At 70.3% G+C, this 21,718-nt stretch carries 24 protein-coding genes and 1 pseudogene; 22 read left to right on the forward strand and 3 right to left on the reverse strand.

The features are described 5' to 3' along the window. From SACGLDRAFT_RS22215 to SACGLDRAFT_RS01455, 9 genes and pseudogenes are all read left to right on the forward strand, one after another. Positions 1-771 (forward strand): annotated as a pseudogene (locus tag SACGLDRAFT_RS22215) (hypothetical protein); the annotation flags it as partial. Between the two features lies 1 nt (position 772). Continuing rightward, positions 773-1,570: a sugar phosphate isomerase/epimerase family protein gene (locus SACGLDRAFT_RS01425; RefSeq protein WP_005461151.1), complete on the forward strand. Its 798-nt coding sequence runs from the start codon at positions 773-775 to the stop codon at positions 1,568-1,570. A 66-nt stretch (positions 1,571-1,636) separates the two neighbouring features. Then, the gene (locus tag SACGLDRAFT_RS01430) at positions 1,637-2,563 is read left to right on the forward strand and encodes a proline dehydrogenase family protein (RefSeq protein WP_040918369.1); all 927 of its coding nucleotides are present in this window, start codon (positions 1,637-1,639) and stop codon (positions 2,561-2,563) included. Further along, entirely contained in the window at positions 2,560-3,384 is an 825-nt protein-coding gene (locus SACGLDRAFT_RS01435; protein ID WP_005461156.1) for a thioesterase family protein, read from the forward strand. Before SACGLDRAFT_RS01430 ends, SACGLDRAFT_RS01435 begins: the two co-directional genes overlap by 4 nt. A gap of 53 nt (positions 3,385-3,437) precedes the next feature. Next, positions 3,438-4,247 (forward strand): pyrroline-5-carboxylate reductase, encoded by an 810-nt coding sequence (gene proC, locus SACGLDRAFT_RS01440; protein ID WP_005461158.1) that lies wholly within the window; start codon positions 3,438-3,440, stop codon positions 4,245-4,247. 196 nt (positions 4,248-4,443) lie between these two features. Beyond that, positions 4,444-4,656 (forward strand): helix-turn-helix domain-containing protein, encoded by a 213-nt coding sequence (locus tag SACGLDRAFT_RS01445; RefSeq protein WP_005461162.1) that lies wholly within the window; start codon positions 4,444-4,446, stop codon positions 4,654-4,656. 86 nt (positions 4,657-4,742) lie between these two features. Continuing rightward, the gene (locus tag SACGLDRAFT_RS21680; protein ID WP_005453035.1) at positions 4,743-4,844 is read left to right on the forward strand and encodes a 30S ribosomal protein bS22; all 102 of its coding nucleotides are present in this window, start codon (positions 4,743-4,745) and stop codon (positions 4,842-4,844) included. A gap of 154 nt (positions 4,845-4,998) precedes the next feature. Then, entirely contained in the window at positions 4,999-5,970 is a 972-nt protein-coding gene (locus SACGLDRAFT_RS01450) for an NAD-dependent epimerase/dehydratase family protein (protein WP_005461163.1), read from the forward strand. 16 nt (positions 5,971-5,986) lie between these two features. Further along, a complete protein-coding gene (locus SACGLDRAFT_RS01455; RefSeq protein ID WP_005461164.1) occupies positions 5,987-6,931 on the forward strand; it encodes a lysophospholipid acyltransferase family protein in 945 nt (314 codons plus the stop codon). Positions 6,932-7,027: 96 nt separating this feature from the next. On the opposite strand, the gene SACGLDRAFT_RS01460 is transcribed toward SACGLDRAFT_RS01455, so the two are convergent. The 3 genes from SACGLDRAFT_RS01460 to SACGLDRAFT_RS01470 form a co-directional block, all read right to left on the reverse strand. After that, positions 7,028-7,975, reverse strand: coding sequence for an HAD family hydrolase (locus tag SACGLDRAFT_RS01460; protein ID WP_005461167.1), 948 nt, complete (start codon positions 7,973-7,975; stop codon positions 7,028-7,030). A gap of 63 nt (positions 7,976-8,038) precedes the next feature. Beyond that, complete coding sequence (locus SACGLDRAFT_RS01465; RefSeq protein ID WP_005461169.1) at positions 8,039-9,064, reverse strand: DUF5667 domain-containing protein; 1,026 nt, start codon at positions 9,062-9,064, stop codon at positions 8,039-8,041. 80 nt (positions 9,065-9,144) lie between these two features. Further along, positions 9,145-9,786, reverse strand: coding sequence for a sigma-70 family RNA polymerase sigma factor (locus SACGLDRAFT_RS01470; protein ID WP_005461171.1), 642 nt, complete (start codon positions 9,784-9,786; stop codon positions 9,145-9,147). 189 nt (positions 9,787-9,975) lie between these two features. Here SACGLDRAFT_RS01470 and SACGLDRAFT_RS01475 point away from each other — a divergent pair, with 189 nt between their 5' ends. The 13 genes from SACGLDRAFT_RS01475 to SACGLDRAFT_RS01535 all read left to right on the forward strand — a co-directional run bounded on the left by SACGLDRAFT_RS01475 (position 9,976) and on the right by SACGLDRAFT_RS01535 (position 21,709). Further along, complete coding sequence (locus tag SACGLDRAFT_RS01475; RefSeq protein WP_005461173.1) at positions 9,976-11,508, forward strand: AMP-binding protein; 1,533 nt, start codon at positions 9,976-9,978, stop codon at positions 11,506-11,508. Further along, positions 11,501-11,749, forward strand: coding sequence for a glutaredoxin family protein (locus tag SACGLDRAFT_RS01480; protein ID WP_005461174.1), 249 nt, complete (start codon positions 11,501-11,503; stop codon positions 11,747-11,749). Before SACGLDRAFT_RS01475 ends, SACGLDRAFT_RS01480 begins: the two co-directional genes overlap by 8 nt. A gap of 186 nt (positions 11,750-11,935) precedes the next feature. After that, a complete protein-coding gene (locus SACGLDRAFT_RS01485) occupies positions 11,936-12,760 on the forward strand; it encodes a redox-sensing transcriptional repressor Rex (protein ID WP_005461175.1) in 825 nt (274 codons plus the stop codon). Next, positions 12,760-14,091 (forward strand): glutamyl-tRNA reductase, encoded by a 1,332-nt coding sequence (locus SACGLDRAFT_RS01490; protein ID WP_005461176.1) that lies wholly within the window; start codon positions 12,760-12,762, stop codon positions 14,089-14,091. Before SACGLDRAFT_RS01485 ends, SACGLDRAFT_RS01490 begins: the two co-directional genes overlap by 1 nt. Further along, positions 14,075-15,046 (forward strand): hydroxymethylbilane synthase, encoded by a 972-nt coding sequence (gene hemC, locus SACGLDRAFT_RS01495; RefSeq protein ID WP_005461177.1) that lies wholly within the window; start codon positions 14,075-14,077, stop codon positions 15,044-15,046. Before SACGLDRAFT_RS01490 ends, hemC begins: the two co-directional genes overlap by 17 nt. A gap of 71 nt (positions 15,047-15,117) precedes the next feature. Next, on the forward strand, positions 15,118-16,653 hold the full coding sequence (locus SACGLDRAFT_RS01500) for a bifunctional uroporphyrinogen-III C-methyltransferase/uroporphyrinogen-III synthase (RefSeq protein ID WP_005461178.1): 1,536 nt from the start codon (positions 15,118-15,120) through the stop codon (positions 16,651-16,653). A gap of 101 nt (positions 16,654-16,754) precedes the next feature. Then, complete coding sequence (gene hemB, locus SACGLDRAFT_RS01505; RefSeq protein ID WP_005461179.1) at positions 16,755-17,726, forward strand: porphobilinogen synthase; 972 nt, start codon at positions 16,755-16,757, stop codon at positions 17,724-17,726. Positions 17,727-17,736: 10 nt separating this feature from the next. Next, positions 17,737-18,312 (forward strand): hypothetical protein, encoded by a 576-nt coding sequence (locus SACGLDRAFT_RS01510; protein WP_005461180.1) that lies wholly within the window; start codon positions 17,737-17,739, stop codon positions 18,310-18,312. Between the two features lie 77 nt (positions 18,313-18,389). Next, positions 18,390-18,755 (forward strand): hypothetical protein, encoded by a 366-nt coding sequence (locus SACGLDRAFT_RS01515; protein ID WP_005461183.1) that lies wholly within the window; start codon positions 18,390-18,392, stop codon positions 18,753-18,755. A gap of 33 nt (positions 18,756-18,788) precedes the next feature. After that, positions 18,789-19,148, forward strand: coding sequence for a hypothetical protein (locus SACGLDRAFT_RS01520; RefSeq protein ID WP_005461185.1), 360 nt, complete (start codon positions 18,789-18,791; stop codon positions 19,146-19,148). 25 nt (positions 19,149-19,173) lie between these two features. Next, positions 19,174-20,478, forward strand: a complete 1,305-nt coding sequence (hemL, locus tag SACGLDRAFT_RS01525) for a glutamate-1-semialdehyde 2,1-aminomutase (protein WP_040918376.1) — start codon at positions 19,174-19,176, stop codon at positions 20,476-20,478. Then, positions 20,475-21,113 carry a histidine phosphatase family protein gene (locus SACGLDRAFT_RS01530; RefSeq protein WP_005461188.1) on the forward strand — a complete coding sequence of 213 codons (639 nt, stop codon included), beginning with the start codon at positions 20,475-20,477 and terminating at the stop codon, positions 21,111-21,113. The genes hemL and SACGLDRAFT_RS01530 overlap by 4 nt, the downstream gene beginning before the upstream one ends. Further along, a complete protein-coding gene (locus SACGLDRAFT_RS01535) occupies positions 21,110-21,709 on the forward strand; it encodes a TlpA family protein disulfide reductase (RefSeq protein WP_005461190.1) in 600 nt (199 codons plus the stop codon). The genes SACGLDRAFT_RS01530 and SACGLDRAFT_RS01535 overlap by 4 nt, the downstream gene beginning before the upstream one ends. Positions 21,710-21,718: the final 9 nt, after the last annotated feature.

Here is a 21,718-nt window from a genome sequence, read left to right on the forward strand (position 1 = left end):
CCGCCGAGGACCGCGCCCGCTCCGCCGCCGGAGCCGCACACCGAGCAGTTGCCCGCGGTGGCGGAGAGCGATCAGGAGAAGACCGCGCTGTCCGAGCCGGTGCGTGCCGACGAACCACCGGCTGGGCTGGTCGGCTGGTCCGGCCGTCGTGGCTCGGCCGACGCCGCGGACGACAACTCCGTCGAGGAGACCCAGGTCCACGCCGCCACCTCGCTCGCCGGTGATCTCGACCCCGACGACGACGAAGGCCCGGCGACCGGCTACTACGTCCCGGACTTCGACGACGACGAGGACGACCTCGAAGTCGCCACTCGGGTCGGTGCGTTGGACGACGATCCGCTCGGCGAGGGCGGCTACGGCACCGCCTACGCCGCTCCCGACGGAGACGACCCGTACGGGGACCCCTACGCCGAGGACGACTACGACGACGGCGACGAGGACGACCGCGCTCGCGACGACAAGGAAACTCGGCGGAAGGACGACGAGGAGGAGCCCGTCGAGGACGGCTCCCCCGCGAAGCAATGGCTCGTGCTCGCCGGGCAGCTCGCGCTCGGCGTGGCCGGCGGTGCGGGTGTCTGGCTCGGCTTCAACTGGCTGTGGGGCAAGCTGCCCGCCGCCGCGTTGGTCGCCGCGCTGCTGGTGACCGTCGGGCTCGTGTGGGTCGTGCGCAAGGTCCGCAGGGCGGAGGACACCCAGACCACCGTGCTGGCGTTGCTGGTCGGGCTGGTGGTGACCGTGTCTCCCGCGGCGTTGCTCCTGGTGTCGCGTTAGCGTGTCCGTTCCGACAATCCCGGTTGCGTTGTCCACGGCCTCGGTGTGGCCGTTGCGGGCGAAGCGGGCGTTCGAACTGGCCGCCGAGCTCGGCTTCGACGGGGTCGAGGTCATGGTGTGGGTCGACCCGGACAGCCAGAACGTGGCGGAACTGCGCAAGCACAGCCTGGAGACGGGCGTACCCGTGCTGTCGGTGCATTCACCGTCACTACTGATCACGCAGCGCGTGTGGTCGTCGGACCCGGAGGTACGGCTGCGTCGTTCGGTGGAGGCCGCGCTCGAACTGGAGGCGTCGACCGTGGTGGTGCACCCTCCGTTTCGCTGGCAGCGCAGGTACGGGGACCGCTTCGCCGACCTTCTCGCCGAGCTGGAACAACGCAGTGGGGTAGCGGTCGCGGTGGAGAACATGTTCAAGGTCCGGCCGCTCGGACGCCGCAACGCGCGCGTGTCGGCGTTCCGGCCGTCGATCGATCCCACCGACGTCGGTTACGCGCACTACACGCTCGACCTGTCCCACGCCGCCGCGGCCGGAATGGACGCGCTGGCGTTGGCCGACCGGATGGGTGACGGACTCGCCCACGTGCATCTCTCCGACGGCACCGGGGTCCCGAAGGACCAGCACCTCGTGCCGGGACGGGGCACCCAGCCGTGTGCCGAGCTGCTCGAAAGCCTGGTGGAGCGGGGGTATGAGGGGACCGTGGTGCTGGAGGTCAACACCCGAGGGGCCAAGTACCCGGCGAACCGGGTCGCGGACCTCGCCGAGGCGTTGTTGTTCACCCGCCTGCACCTCGGACAGTGATCGAAAACCCGAATCGGCGTCCGGGTAGGCGTCGCTTTCTTGCTTAGGACCCGTAAAGTTTCCGTCGTGGAGCCCCTGCGATCGTTGATCCTCGCCGCCGCCGACAGCGACGTGGCCCGGCGAATGGCCACCACGGCGCCGGGTATACGGCAGATCGTCGCCCGTTTCGTTCCGGGTGAAACCGTGGACGACGCCTTGCGAGCCGTGAAGGCCCTCGCCGCGGACGGTCGGTGCGCGACGTTGGACTACCTGGGCGAGTACACCCGAGATCCCACTCTGGTGGAGCGTACGGTCCGGACCTACCTGCGGTTGCTCGACGAATTGTCGACGCGAGGACTGTCCGATCAGGCCGAGGTGAGCGTGAAGCTCTCGGCGTTGACTGTGGACGGCGACCGGGAACTCGCCGCGCGAAACCTGGGGCTGATCTGCGAGGCGGCCGAGCAGTGCGGTACCACCGTCACCGTCGACATGGAGGACCACACCACGACCGACGCCACGTTGGGGGTCGTCGAGCGGGCCCGGCGCACGTGGCCGTGGGTGGGAGCAGTGGTCCAGTCCTATCTCCACCGCACGGAGTCCGATGTCGCCTCCCTGGCGCACAAGGGCTCCCGAGTCCGACTGTGCAAGGGCGCCTACGCTGAGCCCGCGGACGTTGCCTACACCGACACGCACGAGGTCGATCTCAGCTACGTGCGATGTGCCAACCTGCTGTTGGAAGGTGGTGCGTACCCCATGTTCGCGACGCACGACCCACGGCTGGTGAGGTTGCTGCGGCAACGCACGCGCTGGTACGGCATGCGAAGAGGCAGCTACGAATACCAGATGCTGTACGGAGTTCGGCCGGACGAGCAACGTCGGCTGGCCGCGGAAGGGGAAACCGTGCGCGTGTACGTGCCGTTCGGGGAACAGTGGTACGGCTACCTGATGCGAAGGCTGGCGGAACGTCCCGCGAACCTGGCGTTGTTCCTTCGAGCCTTGGCCATCCGTTCGTGAGTACGGTCGATTCGGAGCCGCTGTCGTTCGCGGCCGCATGTGAGTTGCGCTCCCTCGGGGACGGCACGTTCACCACGGACCTCCGGCAGGAGTGGTCGATCGGCAGGCACCCTCACGGGGGGTTCCTGCTCGCCCTCGCGGCGAAGGCCGGTATCCGGGCGTTGTGGGAAGCGGGAGAGCCACCCGCCGAGCCGCTGGCGGTGAGCGCGGAGTTCCTGCACGCGCTCGCGCTCGGTCCGGTGCTGCTGCGTGCCGATGTCCGCAAGGCGGGCAGAAGGGCCACGGTGGTGGCCGTGAGCGTGGAACAGCGGGGCCGCAGTTGTATGGAGGCACGCGTGACGGCGGGTCGGCTTCCGTTGCGGCCACCGGTGTGGAACGACATTCCCGCGCTTCCCGCGGACCCGCCCGCCAACACGGTGGCGTTGTCGGGCCACACTGCCGAGGGCGTGTTCCACCTGGCCAAGGGGTGTGACGTCCGGATCGATCCCTCCACCGCGGGCTTTCTCGCGGGCCGTCGGGACGACCCGCCGCGGCTGCGGTTGTGGGCGCGCCCGCGGCACGGTGCGCCCGATCCGTACTTCCTCCTCCTGGCGGGCGACCTCAACCCGCCGGTGGTGTTCAACCTCGGCAGGACGGGGTGGGCGCCGACGGTGCAGCTCACGGCATTGGTGCGAACCCGGCCCCATCCGGGGTGGCTGCGTATCCAGGTCGACTGCCGGTCCGTGCACGAGGGTTGGTTCGACTCCGACGCCGTCGTCGTCGACAGTCACGGCCGGCTCGTGTGTCAGGCGAGGCAGCTCGCCCTGTCCCCCCTGCCGTGATACCTGCCTCCCGCCGGGCACCGGCGGGGGGTGGAGTGCCTAGTGTTGCGGTCATGGGAACCATCGCGGTACTGGGTGCGGGCAAGATCGGTGAGGCTCTGCTGTCGGGGTTGATTAGCGGTGGACGGTCCCCCGAGGACCTGTTGTTCACCGAGCGTCATCCCGAGCGGGCGGCCGAGCTGGAGGCCCGCTACGGAATCACGGGCGTGACCGTGCGGGAAGCGGCACAGCGGGCCGACCTGCTGGTGGTGGCGGTGAAGCCGCAGGACATCGACCCCGTGCTCGCCGACCTGGCGCCAGTGCTGCGACCGCAGTCCCTCGTGGTGTCGTTGTGCGCGGGACTGCCCACCTCGTTGTTCGAGCGGAAGCTGCCCTCGGGCACTCCCGTGGTCCGGGTGATGCCCAACACGCCGATGCTCGTGGGCGAGGCCATGAGCGCCGTGTCCGCGGGTAAGTACGCGGGCCCCGAACACGTCAAGGCCGTCACCGAACTGCTGAGCTGTGTGGGCAAGGTGGTGGAGGTCCCCGAGTCGCAGCAGGACGCGGTGACCGCGTTGTCCGGGTCGGGCCCGGCGTACTTCTTCTACCTGGTCGAGGCCATGATCGACGCCGGTATCCTGCTGGGCCTTCCCCGAGCCGTGGCCGAGCGGCTCATCGTGCAGTCCGCCGTCGGGGCGGCCAAGATGCTCGACGAGGGCGAGAGTCACCCGGTGTTGCTCAGGGAGGCCGTCACCTCGCCGGGTGGTACCACCATCAACGCGATCCGGGAACTGGAGAAGCACGGGGTGCGGGCCGCGCTGATCGCGGCCATCGAGGCGGCACGCGACCGCTCCGCCGAACTCGGTCGCGCGCACGAGGACTGAGCAGGGTGAACGCGGGGCACCCGCGCGGGTGGTGACCGGCGGTGTTGCCTACGTCCGGGTGCCCGTTTCCCCTCTACAGACGTCGCACCGGTCCCGTGAGTCCGGTTACCCTCGACGAAAAGCACGCGTGTGTTCGGGACCGCTCGGTGGGGAAGTCGAGCGGCACGGCGCGTGGCAAGGGACACGGTGAATCGCTATGCCGCCGAACAACAATCAGGACGTACCCGGCAGGCACGTCCAGTTCCTGACAGTCGCCGAGGTCGCCGCCCTGATGAGGGTCTCCAAGATGACGGTCTACCGGCTGGTGCACTCCGGTGAGCTGCCCGCCGTGCGGGTGGGCAAGTCATTCCGGGTACCCGAGCAGGCCGTCCACGACTACCTCGACAACGCCTACTTCGACGTGGGGTAGCTCTCGGGCGGGAGGGCCACGCACGTCACACGGAGGTAGCCGGGTAACCTGAAGAGCCGTTCGCGACCGACCGTTAGGAGCGTGGTGTGGGCTCGGTAATCAAGAAGCGCCGTAAGCGCATGTCGAAGAAGAAGCACCGCAAGCTGCTTCGCCGCACGCGGGTGCAGCGTCGCAAGCAGGGTAAGTGAGGCCGCAGGCCCGCGGGTGTCGGCACGGCCGCGACGAGGGGATCGTCCGGCGAGGCGCGTGTGAGATCTCGCCCCGGCACCGGAGTGTCGGGGTAGCATCCGCCCCGGTTCGTACAGTCCGGGGTCGCGACTGCGCCTGTCACACGGGGGTCTGATGCCGTCCAACGTCGTCCTCGTCACCGGGGTCTCCGGTGAGCTGGGCGGACGGTTGCTGGCGAGGTTGGGCGCTCGCCCGGACCTCGAACGGGTGGTGGGAGTGGACACCGCGCCTCCCAGCGCGGCGGTGCTCCGCGAACTCGGCCGGGCGGAATTCGTCCGGGCCGACATCCGCAACCCGTTGATAGCCAAGATCATGACCTCCGTGAAGGTGGACACGGTGGTGCATGCCGCACCCGCGTGTCACCCCGCGGGCTCCGGCGGATACGCGGAGACCAAGGAAACCAACGTCATCGGCACCATGCGGCTGTTGGCCGCGTGCCAGAACTCGCCACACGTACGGAAGTTCGTCGTCACCTCGACGACGGCCGTCTACGGCGCCTCGGCGCGGTCGCGGGCCGTGTTCACCGAGGACGCCGAACTCTTCCCGGCCACGGCGGCGGGGTATTCGAAGAACGCCGTCGAGCTGGAGGGCTACGTTCGGGGTTTCGCCCGGCGGCGAGTCGACGTCGGCGTGACCACGTTCCGGTTCGCCGATCTCGTGGCGCCCGATTTCGACACCGTCTTCACCCGGTACTTCTCGCTGCCCGCGGTGCCCACCGTGCTCGGTTTCGACGCAAGACTCCAGTTCCTCCACGCCGAGGACGCGCTCGCGGTGCTGGAGCGCGCCGTCGTGCTCGATCGTCCCGGCGTGTTCAACGTCGCCGGTCCGGGCGTGTTGGCGTTGTCCCAGGCGATCCGGAGGGCCGGTCGCGTGCCCGTCGGTGTGCCCCGGATCGCCATGTCCGCTGTCGGAACGGCGCTGCGTCTCACCCGGCAGGTGCCCCTGTCGTCCGAACTCGTGCGGTTGCTGAACTTCGGTCGGGTCGTCGACATCCGGCGGCTGACCCACGAGTTCGGCTACCGGCCCCGGTGGACGACGCGTGAGGCGTTCGACGACGCCGTGGTGAGACGGTCGGCGACGGTGTGAGAGGGAGGGGCGCATCGTGACGTCACGAGGTACGGCGAGGGTGGTGCCGCTGCGACCGAACCGGCGCGGCGGGCAGGGCACCGGGTCGCCGGTGGTACCCCTACCCGTGCGAGGAACCGACGACCGACGCGCCACACTGTCCGACCTGGTCGACTTCGTGCGGCGCAGGATCAGCGGGGACTACGAGATCGACGAGTTCGGTCTGGACCCCGAGTTCACCGAGACGGTGCTGATCCCGCTGTTGCGGCCCCTGTACGAGCGGTGGTTCCGGGTGAGCGTGAGCGGCATTGGGAACATTCCCGCCGAGGGCGGGGCACTGCTCGTCTCCAACCACTCGGGGGTGCTGCCGCTCGACGCGGTGATGACGGCCTTCGCCGTGCACGAGGAGCATCCCCGGCGTCGATTCCTGCGCATGCTCGGGGCCGACCTCGTGTTCGACACGCCCGTGCTGGGATCGCTGGCGCGCCGGAGCGGGCAGACGCTCGCCTGCCACCCGGACGCGGAGCGGCTGCTGCGTGCCGGCGAGCTGGTCGGCGTGTGGCCGGAGGGGTACAAGGGCATCGGCAAGCCCTTCTCGGCGCGGTACAAGCTGCAGCGGTTCGGGCGCGGAGGTTTCGTGTCGGCCGCGCTGCGGACGTCGGCGCCGATCATTCCGTGCGCGGTGGTGGGCGCCGAGGAGATCTACCCGAAGATCGGTGACATCCGGCCGTTGGCTCGGCTGCTGCGGCTGCCGTACTTCCCCGTGACGCCGTTCTTCCCGCTGCTGGGGCCGCTGGGCGCGGTGCCGTTGCCGACGAAGTGGTACATCGAGTTCGGCGAGCCCATCCGTACCGACGGCTACGCCGAAGGCGCGGACGACGACCAGATGCTCGTGCTGGGGCTCACCGACCAGGTGCGCGAAAGCATCCAGAACCTGCTCTACCACAGGCTGGCCCGCCGCAAGGGAGTCTTCACCGGCTGACCGGCGTGTCCGCAGCCTGTGCACGCGTGTCCGCAGACTACGAACGCGTGTCCGCACTTCTCGTACGCCCTCGCCCTCCGCGAAGCGGGGCCGGTGTCAGAGACGTTTGCGGTAGGCCAGGCCCGCGGCCACGGCCCCGGCCAACGCACCCGCGCCCAGCACGGAGGGCACCCCGATCTTCGCGGCCTTACGTCCGGTGCGGAAGTCCCGGATCTCCCAACCGCGAGCGCGAGCCACTTCGCGCAGACCCGAATCCGGGTTCACGGCCACGGCGGTACCGACCACCGACAACATCGGGACGTCGTTCTGCGAGTCCGAGTACGCCGTGCAGCGGCGCAGGTTGAGGCCCTCCCGCGCGGCGAGGGCCCGGACGGCGTGTGCCTTGGCCCTGCCGTGCAGCAGGTCGCCGACCAGCCTGCCCGTGTAGACGCCGTCGCGGCTCTCCGCGACGGTACCGAGCGCTCCGGTGAGGCCCAGCCGACGCGCGATGATGGCGGCCAGCTCCACCGGGGTGGCGGTGACCAGCCAGACTCGCTGGCCCGCGTCGAGGTGCATCTGGGCCAGCGCCCGTGTGCCCGCCCAGATCTTGTCGGCCATGAGCTCGTCGTAGATCTCCTCGCCGATGGCCACCATCTCGTCCACGGTGCGTCCCGCCACGAAGGACAGGGCCTGCTCCCTGCTGGACCGCAGGCCCTGGCTGCTCTCCCGGCCGCCCACGCGGAACTTGATCTGCTGCCACGCGAAGCCGGCGAGGTCGGAGGTGCTGAAGTACTTGCGCGCGGCGAGCCCTCTGGCGAAGTGGAAGATCGACGCGCCCATCATCATCGTGTTGTCGACGTCGAAGAAGGCTGCCGCGGTGAGGTCCTGGGGGACGGGTGGCCGCTCGGCCTCGGGCGCTTCGGCCTCGGACGCCTCGGGCACGCTCGCTGCGGTCTCCATCGCGACGGCGGCTTCGGCCGACGCCTCGCCTGCCAGCGCTGCGAGCCGCTCGCGTTCCCGCCCCTTACCGCGGCTCCGCCACCGAGACACGCACACCGCCTCCATACGTATGAGTCCGCCTTCGGCGCTTGGTCACAGAGTAACGAGAGTGGTGGAAACACCGGAGAGCTATCCGGCGGTCACCGCGGGCGAACCGGACGGAAGTGGGGGGCCGCTCACCACGGCGGGGGCCTCGGGTTCCGAGGTGGGCGGCCTCCCCTCCCGCGAGGTCGGGGTGTGGGGGACGGCCGGTACGACGTCGGCGGACCGCGGAGTCGGTTCGGTGGTGGCTTCGACGTCGTGCGGGTGCTCGACGAAGGTGGCCGGAGCCGCCTCGGGGGAGGTCTCGGGCTCGGCGCGCGGAGCCGTCCTCGCGGGGGACGACGGCCTCGACTCGGGTGGCGTGCACGCGCTCGTGGCGGGCAGCGCCCCGAGGTCGTCGGAGTGCACCGAGGTGATCTCGTAGCAGTTCATGCGTTCGGACAGGGCCGTGCTCCGCCGTTCGATGCGCTCCAGCAGAGCGGTGACGTCGGTGCTGACCGTGGTGGGCAGCAAGGGCTCGACCTCGGCCACCTCGGCGGACTTCCGCTGTGCCCACGCGGAGAGCGTGGTGAGCGGCCGGCCGTCGGTGCGCGTGGCGAACGCCATGAGTTCGGCGGCACCCCTGGTGGCGTGTTCGGTGAAGTCGGCCAGCGCGAGACGGTACGTGTCGGGGTCGTGCACCCCGTGTCTGCCGAGGATCGTGATCTCCTCGAGTTTGCGGGAGGCGTAGGACAGCCTGCGGGCGGCGTCGTCCTCGGTGTCGAAGGTCAGGCCCAGCATGGCGGTCTCGTGCGCGCGTTTGAGGTGGTAGAGCGGCTCGCCGGGCAGCGCGTCCCGCGCCAGCAGGAGCCCGAGGCAGACCAGGGCCGTGAGCGCCACGACGGCGGTGGTCAGGACGGGAAGCACGCGACGTCGAGGCCGGGTTTCGGTGATGCGGCGTGCGATGCGTTCGCGCGTGCCCGGCTCGACGGTGACGGAACCACCGAGTCGACGTAGTGCGGCCACGACGGCGAGTTCGGTGCCGAACTCCGCCGCGCCGACGCCCGAGTCGACGGCCCTGGCGAACCGTTCGTCGTCGCGTCGGCGGGTGCGAGCCCGCGCAGTCTCACCCACCGCGCACGCCTCCACAGCCACCTCGTCGACATCGTCGCCGGAGCAACGAGGCACGGGCCTTCGCGGTTACGCGGCGCGACTCACCTGATGCTTCGGGGAAGGAGCTTGGCGAGTCGCCGCACGGCACGGTGCTGGAGTGCCTTCACGGCGCCCTCGTTGCGTTGCATGATGGCGGCGGTCTCGGACACCGAGTAGCCCTGGATGAATCGCAGGATGATGCATTCCCGCTGGTCGTCGCCCAGGTCGGCGATACATCGCAGCAGTTCGTCGTTGGTGGTGCGACTGATGACCTGTTGTTCGGGACCGGGGGCGGTGCCGGGGCCCGTGCCGGGCTCGGCCACCTCGTCGGTGACGATCTCCAGTCGGAATCGACTGGACTTAACGTGGTCGAACACGATGTTGCGGGCGATGGTGGTGAACCAGGCGCCCACGTCACGGCCCTGGTAGGAGATCGACGTGATGCGGCGCAGGGCACGGAGGAACGTCTCGCTCGTGACGTCCTCGGCGAGGTGACGGTCGCCGACTCGTAGTAGTACGTACCGGAAGACGCTGTCGACGTGGCGGTTGTACAGCGTCGCGAAGGCCGCGGTGTCGCCGCGCTGCGCGGCACGGACCAGTTCCCAGTTCTCGGCGACGGTCGAGTCGGCCTGTGTGGCCTGCTGCTTCGCTTTTCCCAGCGCCCCGGGTGCTGAACCAGCCGCAACAGCGATCGGCATGCTCACGTGTCGCACCTCCTCCGGGCCCGTTCCCGGCCTTCGCGTGATCACCGCCACTACGTCGCCCGATGGAGCATACGTGTTGTTACCGCAAAGTAGGTAGTGGTGTTCTTGTTGCGAATCGGAGACGGCTGCGATTGAAGCCCGGGTCGCGACGGCTCCCTGGAACACTGTGGGGAAGGAAAGGGGCAGGTTGTGACGGGTCGGAGCAGCAATGTCGCCGATCTGGCCGCCGAAGCGGCGCGGACCCGGCCGGACAAGCTCGCGTTGATCGATACAGCGACGGGCGCCACAGTGACGTGGCACGAGGTGGAGCTCGCCGTCCGGGCCACGGCACGCCGATTGCGGGAGGCCGGAGTGAGGCCCGGCGATCGGGTGGGCATCCGGTTGCCGACGTCCGCGGCCTTCGCCGTGGCGTTCTTCGCGGTGCTGCGGGCCGACGGAGTCGCGGTGCCTTTGAACCCGCAGGAGCCCGTGACGGTCTCCTCCGCCCTGCTGCAGGACTGCGGGGCCGAAGTCGTCCTCACCGACGAGCCGCTGCCATCGACCACGACGGTCGAGCCGATCGTCGCCGCGACCTCGGACGACGCCGCGGACGAGGGCGAGCCCGCCCGAGGTGGGGAGGATCTCGCCGCGCTGCTCTACACGTCGGGCACCACGGGCTCGCCGCGGGGAGTGATGCTGTCGCACCGGGCCCTGCTCGCGGGGGTGGAGCAGGTGCGCTCGCTCGCGCTCTCTCCCGTGGAGCCCTCCGACCGGGTGTTCGTCGCCGTGCCGATGTACCACGTGTACGGGCTCGGCCCCGGACTGCTCGCGGCCACGTCGGCGGGCGCGACCGTGGTGACGGCGCCCCGGTTCGAGGTGCGTTCCGCGTTGTCCGACTGCCTGCACCACGAGGTCACCGTGGTGCTCGGGGTGCCCGCGATGTACGTCGCGATGACGGCGCGGCCCGCGAGTGAACTGGGGGAGAGCCTGTCGACCGTGCGGCTGCTCATCTCAGGGGCCGCGCCCCTGCGACCCAAGGTGCTGGCCGACATCCGGGCCGCCACGGGCCTGTCCGTGTTCGAGGGCTACGGTCTGACGGAGGCGGCCCCGGTCGTGACGTCCACGCTGGCCACGGGTTACGCCAAACCGGGGTCCGTGGGCAGGCCGTTGCCCGGTGTCGAGGTGCGGTTGGTGGGCGACGACGCCGGGAGCGGGGTCCCGACCGATCCGGAGGACCCCGACGACACGTTCGACGACGCCGACGGCACGGGACTGGTGGAGATCCGGGGTGCCAACCTGTTCTCCGGCTACTGGCCCGACGGCGACCACGGCCCGGATGCCGACGGCTGGTTCCGGACCGACGACGTCGGCTACCTCGACACCGACGGTGACCTGCACCTCGTGGACCGCGCGGGCGATTTGGTGATCGTCAACGGTTTCAACGTCTACCCGCGCGAGGTCGAGAACGTGATCTCGGAGCTGCCGCAGGTACGCGAGGTCGCCGTGGTGGGGGTGCTCGACAACCGCACCGGCGAGGCGGTGAAGGCCGTGGTCGTGCCCGAGCCGGGCGCGGCGCTGTCCGAACACCAGGTGATCGAGCACTGCGCCGCGCGACTGGCGGGTTACAAGGTGCCCGCGGTGGTGTCGTTCGCCGACGCGTTGCCGCACTCGGCGATCGGCAAGGTGCGCCGGGTCGGTCTCCGGGACGCGGGGGCGGTGGGCGAGGATGAGGGGCATGCCTGAGTCCCAGCACACCGTTGTCGTGATGACGCGCGTCGGGTGTTCGGCGTGCGAGCGGGCCGAGCAGGACGTGGAGCGGATCTGCGCCGAACTCGGGGTGCCGTGGTCGACGGCCGACGTGGACACCGACCCCGAGTGGCGAGCGGAGTACGGCGACCGGGTTCCGGTGATCCTCGTGGACGGTGCCGAGCACGGCTACTGGTCGGTGGACGAGGAGCGCCTGAGGGCGGCCCTGCGCGCGTGAGGTGAGTCCTCACACGTTCGTGAGCGTGAGGGGTGTGGCCTGCGTCAACGTCCCTACCAGGCGCTTTGTGCCTACGTTCACAAGTGGCTACCGTAGTGCCATTGCCGCGCGGCGCCCGTATCGAACACCATCGTGCCCGCTCGGTCAAGAGTTGATTTTTTCGACATCTGGTGACAGGAGTCCAGCGTGGTGGCACAGCGCGGCCGGCGCAATGGGCCCGCACCCGAGCCCGAACGGGCCGCCGACGCCTTGACCGAATCGGTGGCGGAGAACGGAACCGGGCAGGCCGGAGCGGGGTCCGGGGCAGCGGCCTCGGGTACCGCCCGCGCGATCCCGGAAGCGGCCGTCGCCCGACTCGCCGTCTACCTGCGGGTGCTCTCCGCGATGGCCGAGCAGGGCGCGACCACGGTGTCCAGTGAGGAGTTGTCGGCCGCGGCCGGGGTGAACTCCGCGAAACTGCGCAAGGACCTGTCGTACATCGGTTCGTATGGCACGCGCGGTGTCGGCTACGAGGTCCAGGTCCTGATCGGGCAGATCGAGCGGACCCTCGGGTTGACCCGCAAGCACAAGGTCGCGGTCGTGGGAATCGGTAACCTGGGCCATGCGTTGGCAAATTACGGTGGCTTTCCCGGACGGGGTTTCCCCGTCGAGGCCCTGTTCGACATCGACCCCGATCTGATCGGGGTCCCGGTGGGCGGCGTGCCGGTGTCACACCTGGACGACATTCCTCGGGTGTGCGCCGAGCGAGACATCTCCATAGGCGTCATCGCGACACCGCCGACCGCGGCGCAATCGGTGTGCGACCGGCTCGTGGCCGGCGGAGTCCAGTGCATCCTGAACTTCGCCCCCGTGGTCCTGCAGGTGCCCGAACATGTCGAGGTACGAAAGGTCGACCTGGCGGTGGAGTTGCAGATCTTGTCCTTCCACGTGGCGCGGAGGATGGCCGGCGAGCCGGAGAGCCGCACGAGCGACGGCGAAGCCGACGGCACGAAGGATGTGGTGGTGTCCTGATGAGCGTTCTCGCGATCGGGTTGTCGCATCGCACGGCGGATATCGCGACGCTGGAGCGGGTCGCCGTGCCCGCCGCCGAGGTCGAGAAGGTGCTGCACGAACTCCAGCAGGCGGACGACGTGTCCGAGGTCATGCTGCTGTCCACGTGCAACCGCATCGAGGTCTACGCCGTCGTCGAGACGTTCCACGGTGGTCTGTCCGACATCGCCGAGGTGCTCGCCAGGCAGGCGGGCATGGAGGCCTCGCAGCTCTACGACCACTTCTACGTGCACTACGCGGGTGCCGCCGTCGAGCACGTGTTCTCGGTGGCCTCGGGGCTGGACTCGATGGTCGTCGGGGAGACCCAGATCCTCGGTCAGGTGCGTGCGGCCTACGCCACGGCGCGGGAGGCGGGCACGGTCGGTAGCACGCTGCACGAGCTGGTGCAGACGACGTTGCGCGTCGGCAAGCGGGTGCACAGTGAGACCGGTCTGGACCGACTCGGTGCCTCGGTGGTGTCCGAGGCGCTGGCCGCGGCCGGGGAGTTGGCCGGGAAGCGGGCGCTCGTCGTCGGAGCAGGGTCGATGGGGGCGTTGTCGGCGTCGCAGCTCCGCAAGGCGGGAGTCGCCGAGATCGCCGTGGCCAACCGTACGGCCGAGCGGGCGGCGAGGCTGGCGGCCTCCATCAGCGAGCAGGGCGTGGCGGCCCGGTCCGTCCCGATGGCCGAGCTGGCCGACGAGGTGGGGCGTGCCGACGTGGTCGTGGTGTGTACCGGAGCCAAGACGCCCGTCCTGGGCGCCGAGCACGTCGTGCCGCGTGCCGACCGGCCCGTGGTGATCTGCGACCTCGGGCTGCCGAGGGACGTCGAGCCCGAGGTCGAGGACATCCCCGGCGTCACGCTGGTGGACCTGGAGACGGTGCGCAAGCGCATGGCCGAGTCCGGTACGGCCACCACCGAGAAACAGCTCGCCAAGGCGTCCGGCATCGTCCTCGACGAGGTGCGGGCCTACCTGGCGAGCCAGCGCAGCGCCGCGGTGACACCCACGGTGACGGCGTTGCGCAAGCGCGCGGCCGAGGTGGTGGACGCCGAGCTGCTCCGGCTCGATCGGCGGCTGCCCGACCTCGATCCCGGCGTCCGCGACGAGCTGGGCCGGACGGTCCGGCGGGTCGTGGACAAACTGCTGCACGCCCCGACCGTGCGCGTCAAGCAACTCGCTGCCGAGAAGGCCGATACCGATTACGCCAACGCACTGCGGGAGTTGTTCGGACTCGACCCGCAGGTGCCCACCGTGGTGTCGAGCCCGTCGGCGGTGTTCAAGCACGAGCAGATCGACGGTGAACGAAGTGACTGACCAGGCTCGCACGAACGTCGGCAGGACCCTCCGCATCGGTACGCGCGGAAGCAGACTCGCGATGGCCCAGACCGGTACCGTCGCGAAGATGCTGGAGGAGGCGGGTTACGAGGTCGAGCTCGTCCCCGTGGCCACACCGGGCGACCAGTCGTCCGCGCCGATCGCCGAGATCGGGGTGGGCGTGTTCACCTCCGCGGTGCGTCGGGCACTGCTGGACGGCGAGGTCGACATCGCGGTGCACTCCTTCAAGGACCTGCCCACGGCCCCGGAGCCCGGTATCGTCCTCGCGGCCGTGTCGAAGCGCGAGGACCCGCGCGACGTGCTGGTGGCGCGGGACGGGCTCACTCTGGGAGAGTTGCCACCGGGTTCCACCGTCGGAACGGGTTCGCCGCGGCGGATCACCCAGCTCCGGGCGCTCGGGCTCGGACTGAACGTGGTACCGATCCGTGGCAACATCGACAGGCGGCTCGGCATGGTGGAGTCGGGGGAACTCGACGCCATCGTGTTGGCTCGGGCCGGTCTGGCGCGTACGGACCGACTCGAGTTGATCACCGAGACCCTCGATCCCGTCCAGATGCTTCCCGCGCCCGCGCAAGGCGCACTGGCTGTCGAGACCCGCGTCGAGGACGTGGACACCGAACGCCTGCTCCGGTCGATCGTGGACGACGAGGCGACGCGGGCGGCCGTGACGGCCGAGCGGGCGCTGCTCGCGGAGCTGGAGGCGGGGTGCAGCGCGCCCGTGGGTGCGCTGGCCGAGGTAGTCGAGGATCTGAACAGCGAAGGGGCTGTGGTCGAACGACTCTCGATGCGGGGCGTGGCCGCCACCGCGATCGAGGGTGACGCCGTGCGGATCCTGCGGGCGTCGGCGACCGCCGACAAGTCCGAGGCCGAGAAACTCGGCCGCATGGTGGCCGCCGAGCTGCTCGATCTCGGTGCCGGCGCCCTGGTGCGCTGACATTTTCCGAAGAAGGAAGAACGAACGCTCGACCGTGCCAAGCGCGGTTGACGACGAGGAGAGACGACGTAATGACCCGCGCACGCAAAACCACGGGGCGTGTCGCTTTCGTGGGCTCGGGCCCCGGTGACACCGGGCTGTTGACGGTCCGGGCCCAGGAGCTGCTCGCGAAGGCCGACCTCGTGGTCACCGACCCCGATGTGCCTTCCGGTGTGCTCGCCTTCGCCGGTGCCGACGCCGAGGTGCGCCCCGCCGTGGGCGACCCGGGGGACGTCGCCAAGGATCTGGCCGCCGAGGCCAAGGCGGGCAGGCTGGTGCTGAGGTTGACGGCCGGGGACCCGTTGACCCAGCAGGCGATCGTGGCCGAGGTACAGGCGGTGGCGCGTACCAGCGCGGTGTTCGACGTGGTGCCCGGTGTGTCCGCGGGTACGGCGGTCCCCGCGTACGCGGGTGTGGCGCTCGGTGCCGCGCACGCCGAGGTGGACCTGCGGGCGGGCGAGGTCGACTGGGCGAAGCTCGCGGCCACGCCCGGTGCCATCGTGCTGCACGCGACGTCCAGCCACCTGGCGGAGGCGGCGTCGGAGCTGGTCGAGCACGGGCTTGCGGCACAGACGCCGGTCGCGGTGACCTCCAACGGCACCAGCAACACGCAGCGCACGCTCGACTCCACGCTGGCCACGCTCGCCGCCGACGCGGGTGAGCTCGTGGGTCCGCTGGTGGTCACCATCGGCGAGGCCGTGAGCAACCGCCAGAAGCTGTCGTGGTGGGAGTCGCGTGCCCTCTACGGCTGGAAGGTCCTGGTGCCGCGCACCAAGGAGCAGGCGGGCGACATGGCCGAGCGGCTCCGCAGCCACGGCGCCACCTCCCACGAGGTGCCCACCATCTCGGTGGAGCCCCCGCGCAGCCCCGCGCAGATGGAGCGCTCGGTGAAGGGCCTCGTCGACGGCCGCTACCAGTGGATCGTGTTCACCTCGGCCAACGCCGTGCGCGCGGTGTGGGAGAAGTTCGGCGAGTTCGGCCTCGACGCCAGGGCGTTCTCCGGTGTCAAGATCGCCTGCGTCGGCGAGTCGACCGCCGCGAAGGTGCGTTCGTTCGGCATCATCCCGGAACTCGTGCCCAGCGGTGAGCAGTCGAGCGAGGGCCTGCTGCAGGAGTTCCCGCCCTACGACGACGTGCTCGACCCGGTCAACCGCATCCTGCTGCCGAGGGCCGACATCGCCACCGAGACGCTGTCGGCGGGGCTGCAGGAGCGCGGCTGGGAGGTCGACGACGTGACGGCCTACCGCACCGTCCGGGCCGCTCCGCCGCCCGCCGAGACCCGCGAGATGATCAAGACCGGTGGTTTCGACGCGGTGTGCTTCACCTCGTCGTCCACGGTCCGCAACCTGGTCGGCATCGCGGGCAAGCCGCACGCGCGCACGCTCGTGGCGTGCATCGGCCCGAAGACCGCGGAGACCGCCACGGAGTTCGGGCTCCGTGTGGACGTGCGGCCCGAGAAGCCCAACGCGGTGATGCTCGTGGACGCTCTCGCCGAGCACGCGGCCAAGCTGCGTGCCGAGGGCGCCCTGCCGCCGCCGCGCAAGGCCAAGCGGACCCGCCGCTCCTGATCCCGGCGTGAAGGCCACCCATTCCGGACGGGATGGGTGGCCTTCGTCGTGTCCGTGGTCGGCGGGCGTTTCCGGGCCTACCGCGGGGTAAGCTCGGGAGGGTGTTTCCGGAGCATCGTCCCCGTCGGTTGCGCACCACTCCCGCCATGCGTCGCCTGGTGAGTGAGACCACGCTGCGACCGCGTCAGTTGATCCTGCCCCTGTTCGTCGCCGAGGGCGCCACGGAGCCACGGCCCATCTCCAGCATGCCCGGCGTCGTGCAACACACCCGCGAAACCCTGCGCAAGGCCGCCGCCGAGGCGGTGGAGGCCGGGGTGGGCGGCTTGATGCTGTTCGGAATCCCGGCGAAGCGCGACGCCGTGGGCAGTGCCGCCACCGACCCCGACGGCATTCTCAACGTCGCCCTGCGCGATCTTCGTGCCGACCTCGGCGACGACACCGTGCTGATGGCGGACACCTGTCTCGACGAGTTCACCGACCACGGCCACTGCGGGGTTCTCGACTCGTCCGGTGTCGTCGACAACGACGCCACGCTGGAGCGCTACGCCGAGATGGCGCTCGCGCAGGCGGAGGCCGGGGCCCACATGCTGGGGCCGAGCGGGATGATGGACGGTCAGGTCGGGGTCATCCGCCGGGCCCTCGACGACGCCGGGTACACCGACACCGGCATCCTCGCCTACTCGGCGAAGTATGCGAGCGCCTTCTACGGGCCGTTCCGCGAGGCCGTCGACTCGCAGCTCGCCGGCGACCGCAAGACCTACCAGCAGGACCCCGCCAACGCGCGGGAGGCGCTGCGGGAGATCGAGCTGGACGTCGCCGAGGGCGCCGACGCGATCATGGTGAAGCCCGCGCTGGCCTACCTCGACGTGGTGAAGGCCGCGGCGGAGGTCTCCCCGGTGCCGGTGGCGGCCTACAACATTTCCGGTGAGTACTCGATGATCGAGGGCGCCGCCGCCAACGGCTGGATTGACCGGCGGAGCACGATCCTGGAGGTGCTCACCTCGATCCGCAGGGCGGGTGCCGATCTCGTCCTCACGTACTGGGCGGCTGAAGTGGCTTCCTGGCTGGACTAGGCTCGGAACTGTGACTGAGTCAGGCGAATCGGACGGCGCGTCGGAGCGCCGGGAGTCGGACGACGAGCGCCGGGCACGGGGGCTGCCGCCCGAACCGAGCACGCCGGGGCAGCCCCGGAACACGAGCAAGCCGCCCACCCCGGTCACGGTGGCCTTCTGGCTGTACGTGCTGGCGGGAGTCCTCCTCGTGGTCGTGTTCAGCTACACGCTGACCCAGCAGGAGACCGTGTCGAACGCGTTGATCGACCTCAACGCCAACGACAACCTCAACGAGGAGCAGATCCGGACCGGCGTGCGGACGCTGCTGTGGACGATGTTCGTCGGAGCGGTGGTGTTCGCGGTGCTGTTCGCGCTGTTCGGCTGGAAGGCTCGGGAAGGCACGCGGTCGGCGCGGACGTTCCTGACGGTGATCGCCGCCGTCACGCTGCTGATTCAGGTGCTGCTGTTCCCCACCAGCCTGCCCATGGTCGCCGCGTCGTTCTTGGCGGTGGTGGCGACGGCGCTGCTCTACCTACCGAGCGTGGCCGACTACTTCCCCGCACCTCGTAGAGGTCTCGGAGGCGGCATCGGAGGCGGGCGGTCCTGAGCGAGGTCGAGGACGTTCGTTACCACGAGCCCGGCGCGAGCGGATGGGCCCTGACCTGGGGTCCGCTGTTCGCGCTGGTGGGTTACGGCCTTGAACTCCTCTCCGGGGTCCGGTCCCAGCCCGTGCTGTGGTTGGTGGTGGGGGCCGGGCTCCTCGCGTCGACGGCGCTGTGGGTGTACGCGCGGCGCCGTTTCCTGAGCGTGCGGGTGACCACCACCGCGTTGTGGCAGGGCGGCGAGCGACTTGAGGTGGAGCGCATCGCCGAGATCGACGATGTGGAGGCCCCACCGGGGACGCGGGTGCTCGGCGGGGGGCTCGGGGTGCCGCGCAAGTTCGCCGAGGTGCCGCTGCGGCTTACCGACGGCACGGTGGTGCTCGCCTGGGCCCGTGACGGCGCCGCGTTTCGCGAGGCACTGCGCGAGACGCTACGGGACCGAACCTGAGACCACGGATCACCACGTGAGACACTGCCCGCCGTGACCGACGCTGCCGACACCCCGCCCTCGATCGCGGTCCTGGTACGGGACGACCAGTTGCACCAGCCGTGGCGGCTGGTGGTGGCGGCGGTGGAGTTGGTGCTCGCCGTCACGGCGGGGTGGGCGGCGAGGCGGTGTTGGAGCGCGGCCGTGACCACCGTGACGGTTCGCGCGAACGACGGTGCCGAGTTGGTCTCCCACGTGTACGGAGGCAACTGGATCGGCCTGGCGTTCCTCTCGGCCGCGGTCACGGGCCTGTTGCTCGTGGACTGTGCGCGACAAGTCGTGCTCGGGGCGCGAACCCGGCGCCGTCGGAGGCGACGTGTGTCTCGCCCGGCCCGGCCGGCCGACACACGGTGAAGTCGACTTTGCGAGACTGGCAGACGTGACAGGAGCAGTCGAGCAGTCCAGGTCCTGGTTCGAACGGGCGACGGCCGTGACGCCGGGCGGGGTGAACTCGCCGGTGCGGGCGTTCGCGGCGGTGGGCGGAACTCCCCGGTTCATGGTGCGCGGCGAAGGCGCGTACCTGTGGGACGCCGACGGCAACCGCTACGTCGATCTCGTGTCCTCGTGGGGACCGATGATCCTCGGACACGCCCATCCCGAGGTGGTGGAGGCGACACGGGCGGCCGCGTCGTCCGGGCTGTCGTTCGGCACGCCGACGATGGGTGAGGTGGAGCTTGCCGAGGAGATCATCCGGCGGGTGGAGCCGGTGGAGCGGGTGCGGCTCGTGAACTCGGGTACCGAGGCCACGATGAGCGCCATTCGACTGGCTCGCGGCTTCACGGGACGTAGCAAGATCATCAAGTTCGCCGGCTGCTACCACGGCCACGTGGACGCCCTGCTGGCCCAGGCGGGCTCCGGGGTGGCCACGCTCGGTCTGCCGACGTCCCCCGGTGTCACGGGCGCACAGGCCGCGGACACGCTGGTGCTCCCGTACAACGACCTCGACGCCGTGCGGAAGGCATTCGCCGAGAACCCCGACTCGATCGCCGCGGTGATCACCGAGGCCGCGGCGGGCAACATGGGCGCCGTCGCGCCGCACGAGGGATTCAACGCGGGGTTGCGGGACTTGGCGCACGAGCACGGTGCGCTGCTCATCATGGATGAGGTCATGACCGGCTTCCGGGTCTCGGCCGCGGGCTGGTACGGCCGCGAGGGCGTGGCCGGTGACCTCTACACGTTCGGCAAGGTGATGTCGGGCGGGCTGCCCGCCGCGGCGTTCGGCGGTCGCGCCGACATCATGGAACGGCTCGCGCCCACCGGGCCGGTCTACCAGGCGGGCACGCTGTCCGGTAACCCCGTGGCCGTCGCCGCGGGGCTGACCACGCTGCGGCTCGCGGACGAGGCCACCTACCGCGCGCTCGACGCCAACGCCGAGCGGCTCGGTGGTCTGCTCGGGCGGGCGCTGGGGGAGGCGGGCGTCGCGCACACCGTCTCCTACGCGGGCAACCTGCTCACGGTGTTCTTCACCGATCGGCCCGTGCACGACTACGCCGCCGCGACGGCGTCGGAGACGTGGCGCTTCAAGCCGTTCTTCCACGCGCTGCTGGACGCCGGCGTGTACGCGCCCCCGAGCGCGTTCGAGGCGTGGTTCGTCAACGCCGCCATGGACGACGCCGCGTTCGAGATCATCGAGGCGGCGCTGCCGAAGGCCGCACGGGCCGCTGCCTCGGCGGAGCGGCCATGAGCCGGGGCACTCGCACCATCGTCCACCTGCTGCGTCACGGCGAGGTGCACAACCCGGAAGGGGTGCTGTACGGCCGGATGCCGGGTTACCGGCTGTCCGAGCGAGGCCGTCGGCAGGCGCTGCTCGTCGCGGAGGCGCTGGCGTCGCACCGCATCACGTACGTCGTGGCCTCGCCACTGGAGCGGGCGCAGGAGACCGCTGCTCCGGCGGCCGCGGCGCACCGGCTCGACGTGGCCACCGACGAGCGCCTCATCGAGGCGGTCAACCAGTTCGAGGGGTTGAAGGTCAGCGTGGGTGACGGCGCGTTGCGGCAGCCGAAGCACTGGCCGAAGCTGCGCAATCCGCTGTTGCCGTCCTGGGGCGAGCCGTACCTGGAAATCGCCCACCGGATGCTGGGTGCCGTGCACGCCGCGCGGGCGGCGGCCGAGGGGCACGAGGCGTTGTGCGTGTCCCACCAGCTCCCGATCTGGACCCTTCGTCGCTTCCTGGAGGGCAAGCGCCTGTGGCACGACCCGAGACGACGGCAGTGTTCGCTCGCCTCGCTCACCAGTTTCGTGTTCGACGACGAGCAGCTCGTGGACATCGTCTACAGCGAACCGGCGGGAAGTACCGACCCGAGGGTGACCGGCGCATGAGAGCACAGGTGACGCGCAGGATCGCTGCCGCGCTGGCAGCGACGGCCGTGGCCCTCACCGGGTGCACCACCGGTGACGACGCGGTGGTCAGCGGCAGCAGCTTCAGCTTCGTGGCTCCCGGTGGCCAGTCCGACATCTACTACGACGAAGGCCAGCGGCAGGAGCTGCCCGAGGTGGCGGGCGAGGACCTGTTCGATCCGGGCGAGCGCATCGCCGCCTCGGACTACGAGGGCAAGGTCCTGGTCATCAACCTCTGGGGCCAGTGGTGCGGTCCGTGTCGCACGGAGGCCCCGGAGATGCAGAAGCTCTACGAGGAGACCAAGGACGACGGTGTCGTCGTGCTCGGCATCGACGTGCGCGACCACGACCGTTCGGCTCCCCAGGACTTCATGCGCGACCGGGGACTGACCTACCCCTCGATCTACGACCCCTCGGGCCGGTCGTTGATCAACCTGTCCGGCTACCCGCGCAGCGTGGTGCCCTCGACCATCGTGGTCGACCGGCAGGGCCGGGTCGCGGCCGTGTTCCTGCGTGAACTGCTGGCCTCCGACCTGAGGCCGCTCGTCGACCGGTTGGTCGCGGAGAAGGGGGCCTGAGCCGGGCAT

The organism is Saccharomonospora glauca K62, assembly GCF_000243395.2.
Lineage (GTDB): Bacteria > Actinomycetota > Actinomycetes > Mycobacteriales > Pseudonocardiaceae > Saccharomonospora > Saccharomonospora glauca.

Excerpts from the sequence above, each read along its gene's own strand:
- proC (WP_005461158.1), top strand. The coding sequence starts at position 3,438 with ATGGGAACCATCGCGGTACTGGGTGCGGGCAAGATCGGTGAGGCTCTG.
- SACGLDRAFT_RS01445 (WP_005461162.1), top strand. The coding sequence starts at position 4,444 with ATGCCGCCGAACAACAATCAGGACGTACCCGGCAGGCACGTCCAGTTC.
- SACGLDRAFT_RS01450 (WP_005461163.1), top strand. The coding sequence starts at position 4,999 with ATGCCGTCCAACGTCGTCCTCGTCACCGGGGTCTCCGGTGAGCTGGGC.
- SACGLDRAFT_RS01460 (WP_005461167.1), bottom strand. The coding sequence starts at position 7,975 with ATGGAGGCGGTGTGCGTGTCTCGGTGGCGGAGCCGCGGTAAGGGGCGG.
- SACGLDRAFT_RS01480 (WP_005461174.1), top strand. The coding sequence starts at position 11,501 with ATGCCTGAGTCCCAGCACACCGTTGTCGTGATGACGCGCGTCGGGTGT.
- SACGLDRAFT_RS01490 (WP_005461176.1), top strand. The coding sequence starts at position 12,760 with ATGAGCGTTCTCGCGATCGGGTTGTCGCATCGCACGGCGGATATCGCG.
- SACGLDRAFT_RS01500 (WP_005461178.1), top strand. The coding sequence starts at position 15,118 with ATGACCCGCGCACGCAAAACCACGGGGCGTGTCGCTTTCGTGGGCTCG.
- SACGLDRAFT_RS01530 (WP_005461188.1), top strand. The coding sequence starts at position 20,475 with ATGAGCCGGGGCACTCGCACCATCGTCCACCTGCTGCGTCACGGCGAG.
- SACGLDRAFT_RS01535 (WP_005461190.1), top strand. The coding sequence starts at position 21,110 with ATGAGAGCACAGGTGACGCGCAGGATCGCTGCCGCGCTGGCAGCGACG.